General features: G+C 58.2%; 8 protein-coding genes. 3 read left to right on the top strand and 5 right to left on the bottom strand.

The genetic code is table 11. From position 1 onward, the window contains the following. Positions 1 to 117 precede the first annotated feature (117 nt). A complete protein-coding gene (locus tag NW856_RS13360; RefSeq protein WP_414400650.1) occupies positions 118 to 549 on the top strand; it encodes a DUF488 family protein in 432 nt (143 codons plus the stop codon). Positions 550 to 683: 134 nt separating this feature from the next. Here NW856_RS13360 and NW856_RS13355 read toward each other — a convergent pair whose 3' ends face one another. Next, positions 684 to 818, bottom strand: a complete 135-nt coding sequence (locus NW856_RS13355) for a hypothetical protein (RefSeq protein ID WP_414373929.1) — start codon at positions 816 to 818, stop codon at positions 684 to 686. Between the two features lie 195 nt (positions 819 to 1,013). On the opposite strand from NW856_RS13355, the gene hflX reads away from it, so the two are divergent. Both hflX and NW856_RS13345 read left to right on the top strand, forming a co-directional pair. After that, a complete protein-coding gene (gene hflX, locus NW856_RS13350; protein ID WP_414400649.1) occupies positions 1,014 to 2,780 on the top strand; it encodes a GTPase HflX in 1,767 nt (588 codons plus the stop codon). Positions 2,781 to 2,895: 115 nt separating this feature from the next. Then, positions 2,896 to 4,644 (top strand): diflavin flavoprotein, encoded by a 1,749-nt coding sequence (locus tag NW856_RS13345; RefSeq protein ID WP_414400648.1) that lies wholly within the window; start codon positions 2,896 to 2,898, stop codon positions 4,642 to 4,644. A 107-nt stretch (positions 4,645 to 4,751) separates the two neighbouring features. Here NW856_RS13345 and NW856_RS13340 read toward each other — a convergent pair whose 3' ends face one another. From NW856_RS13340 to NW856_RS13325, 4 genes are all read right to left on the bottom strand, one after another. Then, positions 4,752 to 5,234: a hypothetical protein gene (locus NW856_RS13340; protein WP_414400647.1), complete on the bottom strand. Its 483-nt coding sequence runs from the start codon at positions 5,232 to 5,234 to the stop codon at positions 4,752 to 4,754. 238 nt (positions 5,235 to 5,472) lie between these two features. Beyond that, positions 5,473 to 6,123, bottom strand: coding sequence for a precorrin-8X methylmutase (locus tag NW856_RS13335; RefSeq protein ID WP_414352119.1), 651 nt, complete (start codon positions 6,121 to 6,123; stop codon positions 5,473 to 5,475). 84 nt (positions 6,124 to 6,207) lie between these two features. Then, positions 6,208 to 6,549, bottom strand: a complete 342-nt coding sequence (locus NW856_RS13330; RefSeq protein WP_011432043.1) for a histidine triad nucleotide-binding protein — start codon at positions 6,547 to 6,549, stop codon at positions 6,208 to 6,210. 84 nt (positions 6,550 to 6,633) lie between these two features. Then, positions 6,634 to 6,834 carry a hypothetical protein gene (locus NW856_RS13325; protein ID WP_414400646.1) on the bottom strand — a complete coding sequence of 67 codons (201 nt, stop codon included), beginning with the start codon at positions 6,832 to 6,834 and terminating at the stop codon, positions 6,634 to 6,636. Between the last annotated feature and the right edge of the window lie 39 nt (positions 6,835 to 6,873).

Genomic DNA, 6,873 nt, shown 5'->3' with positions numbered 1-6,873 from the left:
GGGCGACTTGTTTAGAAGTCGGGAAGAGTGTATAGCCGAAGCCTATCTCATTCAAGGCAGGCGTGTCGCCTATCGAGATGAGAAAATGTCAAAAAGTGATGAGCGGAGCGCGAGGCCATGAAGATATTTACGATAGGGTTTACGAAGAAAAGCGCAGAGCAATTTTTTAATCGCTTAAAACAGCCTGGTCTGGTTCGAGTTGTTGATACTCGACTTAATAACACCTCGCAACTGGCGGGATTCACGAAAAAGAGGGATCTAGAGTTTTTTCTTCACGAGATCTGCAAGCTTGGATATGTTCATTTGCCGGAACTTGCACCAACTCAAGAGATTCTCGATGCTTACAAAGCCAGTGGTGAATGGTCTAACTACGAGAGACAGTTTTTGTCGCTGATGGCCGAGCGTCGCATTGAAGATCAAGTGGATAAAAGTATTCTCGATGGAGGATGTCTGCTTTGTAGTGAAGCTACACCTGAGCACTGTCATCGTAGGCTGGTTGCTGAATATTTGCGCAGAAAATGGGGTGATGTTGAAATCGTGCATCTATGATAACTAAGAGCTAGCACTACGGATTTTTCCGATTTATGCAGCTACTCCGAGTTGCAGCAGGATTCCGGCAACACGGAGCGAAAGGGATCCCTGACTGCCCAACCGATTTGGAAACTCTCTCACCGACAGCAAGCTCAATACAGGGATCCCAGCTTGGGCAGATCCAACACATTGACATCTTTGGGGTTGACCTTGAGCAGATGATGGGCGAGCAGGAAGCCTGTGATCGTCTGGGTTTGGCTGCCCCATGCGTACCTCGGTTGGGTCATGGAAGTATTCCGCCTACTTTTGTTCGGGAATGACCTTGGTTTGAATGTTGCACCCGTTGCTGATGACATCGCCGTACTGTTGCCCCCGCAACACTGGGCCAGTGTTTGCCACCGTTGCTTTTGGATCCCAAGTTCCTGCTGTCAGCTAGCGTGTATGGTAGATGAAAGCTTGTTTTTGGGTCTTTCCCCGTCCCCATGCCCAGGGCTAGCACCTCTCGCCATCAGACCGACCCCCGCTTCAGCTCTGCTATCGCTCCACGACGCTTTCCCGAACAGGCCAAAGGGTTAAAGCCCCACCAACAAAAGCAACTGCAACGGCTTTACCAACTGCGCCTACCCCCCGACCGCCTGGTGACGGTGGAGTTTGCCCAACGGCTGGGATCCCTGACCCAAGAGTTGGAAGGCCGGCCCATCAGCGTTTACCTCAACCGGCGCGGCCAGGTGATCCGCGTAGGGGTGGGATCCCCTTTTGAAACCCAGATTCCCGCTTGGGAATTGCCCCGCCAGGGGGCCGAGCGCCTATCGGGGATCCGCTGCATCACCACCCAAATGGGGGAGGGGGGCCCCGGTCAAAAAGCGCTGACGGCCATGGCTTTGCAGCGTTTGGATGCCCTCATCACCCTTTCCGTGTCCAAGTCAGGAGGGCACCGACGCCGGGGAGGAGCGGCTACGGGCTTTGTTCACCGGGCCTATCTGGCCCATCTGCTGCCGGAGGGAGAGCGCCGTTGGCAGGTTTCTGAGCCTTTGCCTTTGGGGATCCTGGCAGAACAGGATCTGCAGGAGCTGGTGGCGGAGCTGGAGGATGGGTTTCGGCGCCAGTTGACCGCCCGCCAGGTGGATCTGGATCAGGATCGGGCCATCCTGGTGGGGCTGCAGGAGTCCGGGCAGAGCTACGAGGATCTCATGGATGGGTTGGCGGAGCTGAGCCGCCTGGTGGAGAGTGCCGGCGGTCAGGTGCTGCAGGCCCTCTGGCAACGGCGGGAGGGACCCAACTCGGCCACGGTAATCGGATCCGGTAAGGTGCAAGAGCTGGCTCTGCTGGTCCAGGATCTGGGCGCCAACCTGGTGGTGTTCGACCGGGAACTCACCCCCAGCCAGGTGCGCACCTTGGAAGAGGCGGTGGGGGTGCGGGTGGTGGATCGCAGCGAGGTGATCCTGGATATTTTTGCCCAGCGGGCCAGAACCCGGGCCGGAAAATTGCAGGTGGAGCTGGCCCAACTGCAGTATTTGCTGCCTCGCTTGGCCGGTCGAGGGCGCACCATGTCTCGGCTAGGTGGGGGCATCGGCACCCGTGGCCCTGGGGAAACCCAGCTGGAAATGGAGCGGCGGGCCATCCAGCGGCGCATCAGCAAGCTGCGGCAAGAGGTGGAAGAGCTGCGCCGCCACCGCCAGCGGCTGCGCCAACGGCGCGAGGCATCCCAAATTCCCGTGGTGGCCCTGGTGGGCTACACCAACGCCGGCAAATCCACCCTCCTCAATGCCCTCACCCATGCCCAGGTCTACGTGGCCGACCAACTCTTTGCCACCTTGGATCCCACTACGCGGCGGCTGGAGCTGCCCAACCAGCAGGCGGTGCTGTTGACCGACACAGTGGGATTCCTAACCGAATTGCCAGACCAACTGGTGGATGCCTTTCAAGCCACCCTGGAAGAGGTGACGGAAGCGGATGCCCTGCTGCATGTGGTGGATCTGTCTCACCCCAACTGGGAAGGACAGATCGAGGCGGTGGAAACCTTGCTGGACGAGATGCCCTTGGCCACCGGCCCCCGGCAACTGGTGTTTAACAAAATCGACCGCCTGGATCCCGAATGGGTAGAGGATGTGCGCCTGCTCTACCCGAAGGCCCTGTTTGTTTCCGCCACCACCGGCCAAAACCTGGATCAGTTGCGCCACACCCTGGCCCAATTTGCTGCAGTTCTAAGCCCCAACCCCTTCGATAGTCAGGAACCCAGAGATCCCTAGAAGCATTCCATAAGGATTTCGCAACTTGCAAATTGCATTTATACCCCCTGTCAACATAAACATTCGGTTACATTGAGATCAGGATTGTGACCCGACTTAAAGTTAGGGAGAGAACATGGCCACCACTGCAGTTGCACCTCAAGTCGCACCTCGCCTGGCCCAGCCCCATCTGACGCTGCAAACTCTGCCCATCGGGGCCGACACCCTTGCCATTCGCTCCCAAGATTGGGATCGGGATCGATTTGACATCGAATTTGCTCTGGAAAATGGCACCACCTACAACTCCTTCTTGATTCGCGGCGAGAAGGTGGCCCTCATCGACACCTCCCACGAGAAGTTTCGCCAGTTGTACCTGGATTGCCTGCAAGGGATCCTAGATCCTGCCCAGATCGACTACCTGGTGGTCAGCCACACCGAGCCAGATCACAGCGGCCTGGTTGGGGATCTGCTGGAGCTGGCGCCCCAGATGACGGTGGTGGCCTCCAAGGTGGCCATGCAATTTCTGGAAGATCTGGTGCATCGGCCCTTCCGGCGGCTGGTGGTGAAACAGGGAGATCGCTTGGATCTGGGCAAGGGGCATGTCCTGGAATTTATCTCTGCCCCCAACTTGCACTGGCCCGACACCATCCTCACCTACGACCACGGCACCCAGATCCTTTACACCTGCGACGTGTTTGGGATGCACTACTGCGACGATTTCGCCTGGGACGAACATCCCCACCTGTTGCAGGCCGACTTCAAGCTCTACTACGACTGCCTCATGGGGCCCAACGCCCGCTCGGTGTTGTCCGCCCTGAAGCGCATGGAAGCCTTGCCTCCCATCGCTGCCATTGCTACCGGCCACGGCCCCCTACTGCGCCATCACCTGTCCGACTGGGTGGGGCAATATCGCACCTGGAGCCTCGAGCAGGCCAAAGCCGAGCGCCTGGTGGCAGTGTTCTACCTGTCGGGATATGGCCAGGCGGAAACCTTGGCTCAAGCCATTGCCCGTGGGATCCAAAAAACCGGCATCCAGGTGGAGCTGGCAGATTTGCGGCTGGTGGATGCCCACGAGGTGCGGGAGCTGATGAGCTTGGCCGCCGGTGTGGTGATAGGCATGCCGCCCCAATCAGGGCCTGAGGCCGCCACCACTCAAGTGCTGCTGAAAACCCTTTTGGCCTCTGCCCACAGCAAGCAAGGCTTTGGTCTGTTTGAGTCGGGCGGCGAAGATGATGAGTCGGTGTACCTCTGCCGCAACACACTGCAAGAAATCGGCGCCAAAGAGGTGTTTGCCCCCATTCTGCTTAAGCAGCCTGCCGGCGAGGCTCTGCTGCAACTGGCCGAAGAAGCAGGTACCGATCTGGGGCAGTGGCTGACCCGGGATCGCAACATTCAGCAGATGAAAGCCTTGGATGCCGACTTGGATCGCGCCCTGGGCCGCATCAGCAATGGCCTCTACATCATCACTGCCCGCAAAGGGCAAGCCACCAGCGCCATGCTTGCCTCCTGGGTAGCCCAAGCCAGCACCGATCCGCCAGGGATCAGCATTGCAGTAGCCAAGGATCGGGCCATCGAATCCTTCCTGCAGGTGGGAGATACCTTCGTGTTAAACGTGCTGCAAGAAGGCCATTACCAACCCTTGATGCGCCACTTCCTGAAGCGATTTCCACCGGGAGCCGACCGCTTTGCCGGGATCAAGACCTACCCTGCTGCCAACGGATCCCCCATCTTGGCCGATGCTTTGGCCTACCTGGAGTGCCGTGTGGTGAGCCGCCTGGAAACCAGCGATCACTGGGTGGTGTACAGCACTCTAGAAGCTGGTCGGGTCTCCAGCCCAGAGGGCCTCACCGCCATTCACCACCGCAAGGTAGGGAATCATTACTAATACTGATAGTGAGCAGTGAGAAGAGAGAAGTGAGAGATAATTTCTCACTCCCAGCCCTTCTCCCTGGGGAAGCTGGGATCCCTGTAGCGAACAGACTCACAAAAACTTCAATAGGACTGCCGATAGACCAACCCACTGGGATGTAGGAAGAAGGGGCTGTCTTCTCCCAGGCGGATCCCGATCTGCTCCAGCTGTTCCCCTTGGCGGGTCGCAGGCCTCGCGGGGGGCCCCTCTGTTCCCTGTTGAATCCTTTGGGATCCCTGCTGGGCTGGCCGATAAGGGACGCTGCCCAAACCCGAAGAGAGGGGATCCGAGGGGGCATACCTCTGTCGCCAGCGCTGGTAGGGGCTGACCGGTTCGGGAAAATGTTGCGTAGCGATAACCTCTGCCTTGTCGAGTGCAGTAGCAGTGTGGAGCACTTTCTGGGCTGTCGAGAGAGTAGAGGCAAGTGTTGACGATTCTGACAACTGCAACTGTGAAGAGGGCGAAAGGACGACCACCGGGCATGGCTCAGCTTGTGCCCAAGCCCCCGGCGCAAAAAACAAGGCCAGAAGGCAGCCGCTCCAGCAAAAGAAGATGGCACGCCGCACGGGAAGATCCCTCCATAAGCTCAACCCAGCCGCTTCTCAGGCCATTTTCTGAAGAGGCAGGACTGAGAGCACAGCTCCCATCTTGCCCATGCCGACTTGAAGGCCGAGTGACCGGGATCCCCCCAGTTGAGTGATCTCGATCAGATCAGCAGACCTACTCTAGAAATGGGGTCTAAAGCCCTGCTCTACTGCTGCGCAGTTTGCCTTGGCTTAGCCAGCCAGTAGAGCAAGGAGCATGTCAAGAAACGGCGGATTTGCCAGGATAGTCTGCGCTGCTGACCCGTACATAGGCGTGCCAAGCCAAGTCCAGCAGGCCATCCAACACCGCTGCAGCCACTGCCGGGCCTCCTTTGCGTCCCTCAGTGCGGATGTGGGGTACCATGGAATCGGCTAGCTCCTGCTTGGCTTGCACCACGTTCACAAACCCAGCCGGCGTGGCGATGACCAGAGCAGGGGCCACCTCCTTCTTTCTAATCAGCTGCACCAAGGTGGAGAGGGCAGTCTGGGATTGGCCAATCACAAAGATCGCCTCAGGGTAGCGTTGGGCCAGGGTTTCCAAGCCCCAAGCGGAGCGGGTCTTGTCCCTTTGGGGGCGGGTAATGGCTTCGCTGCTGCAATAGATGGGGTTGGAAAAGGTGTTCTGAACAGCCCAGGCAATGCCCACCTGCACCATCGGCTCATCGACCACAATGGTGGTACGCGCTGCCAGAGCCGCCGCTCCGGCCTGTAAGGCTTCGTTGCCAAAACGGATGAGGTGCAAGTACTCGAAGTCAGCAGTAGCATAAATAACCCGACGAACCACCTCATACTCAGCAGGAGAAAGCTCGTGCTTGCCCACCTCCTGGTCGATGATCATCAAACTCTCTGCATCGGTTACGTGCCACTCCATCGGTTCCAGACCCCACCCGCTGTTTACCTCGGTAATGACAGGATTGTACCTGCAGAGGCTTCAGTTGGTGGGAAAAGCCATTGCTTAGCCCGGAGGCCAGCCCATCCCCCGACCGCCCAGAACGTGAATGTGGAGATGAAAGACGGTTTGCCCGCCGTCTTCTCCTTCGTTGATCACCAATCGGTAGCCTTTATTTAAACCTGCCTCGGCAGCCACCCGCTGAGCGGTCAGCAGGAGATGTCCCAGCAATGCCTCATGTTCGGGCTTGGCCTGGGAAATGCCGGGGATGGGCTCTTTGGGCACCACCAAAATGTGGACAGGGGCTTGGGGGGCAATATCTTTGAAGGCCAGGGCTCTATCGTCTTCGTAAACGATTTGTGCAGGGATCTCCCTGCGAATAATCTTGCCGAAAACTGTGTCGCTCATGGGTGCTCACAAACCAGTTCTGCCCCTAGCCTACCTGCTAACCGCACATTCTCCCACCCAGGTGGCGAGAGTGGCGCTCGGCACCTACTGCTTCAGCAGCCATTCAAATTCCTGCTGCAGTGATTGAATATGCCCCACTCGCGAGACCAACAGCGCATCTCGCCCGGCATCGCGAAAACGAGAGCGCCACAAACTCACCAAATCGGGGTTGCTGCACCAAAAGCGGATAACAGCGTCGACCAACTGATCCAAGTCCCAGCCGCGCCGGGCCGGCACTTCCTCCACGGATCCCAGGTCGTGTTGATCTTATGTTAGGATAGAGAG

This window comes from Synechococcus sp. R3-13 (assembly GCF_047462195.1).
GTDB lineage: Bacteria > Cyanobacteriota > Cyanobacteriia > Thermostichales > Thermostichaceae > Thermostichus.
This window is presented reverse-complemented; position numbering and strand designations above follow the sequence as displayed.

What these genes read in the sequence shown, in the direction of transcription:
- NW856_RS13360 (WP_414400650.1), top strand. Translation starts at nt 118, where the DNA reads ATGAAGATATTTACGATAGGGTTTACGAAGAAAAGCGCAGAGCAATTT.
- NW856_RS13355 (WP_414373929.1), bottom strand. Translation starts at nt 818, where the DNA reads ATGACCCAACCGAGGTACGCATGGGGCAGCCAAACCCAGACGATCACA.
- hflX (WP_414400649.1), top strand. Translation starts at nt 1,014, where the DNA reads ATGCCCAGGGCTAGCACCTCTCGCCATCAGACCGACCCCCGCTTCAGC.
- NW856_RS13345 (WP_414400648.1), top strand. Translation starts at nt 2,896, where the DNA reads ATGGCCACCACTGCAGTTGCACCTCAAGTCGCACCTCGCCTGGCCCAG.
- NW856_RS13335 (WP_414352119.1), bottom strand. Translation starts at nt 6,123, where the DNA reads ATGGAGTGGCACGTAACCGATGCAGAGAGTTTGATGATCATCGACCAG.
- NW856_RS13330 (WP_011432043.1), bottom strand. Translation starts at nt 6,549, where the DNA reads ATGAGCGACACAGTTTTCGGCAAGATTATTCGCAGGGAGATCCCTGCA.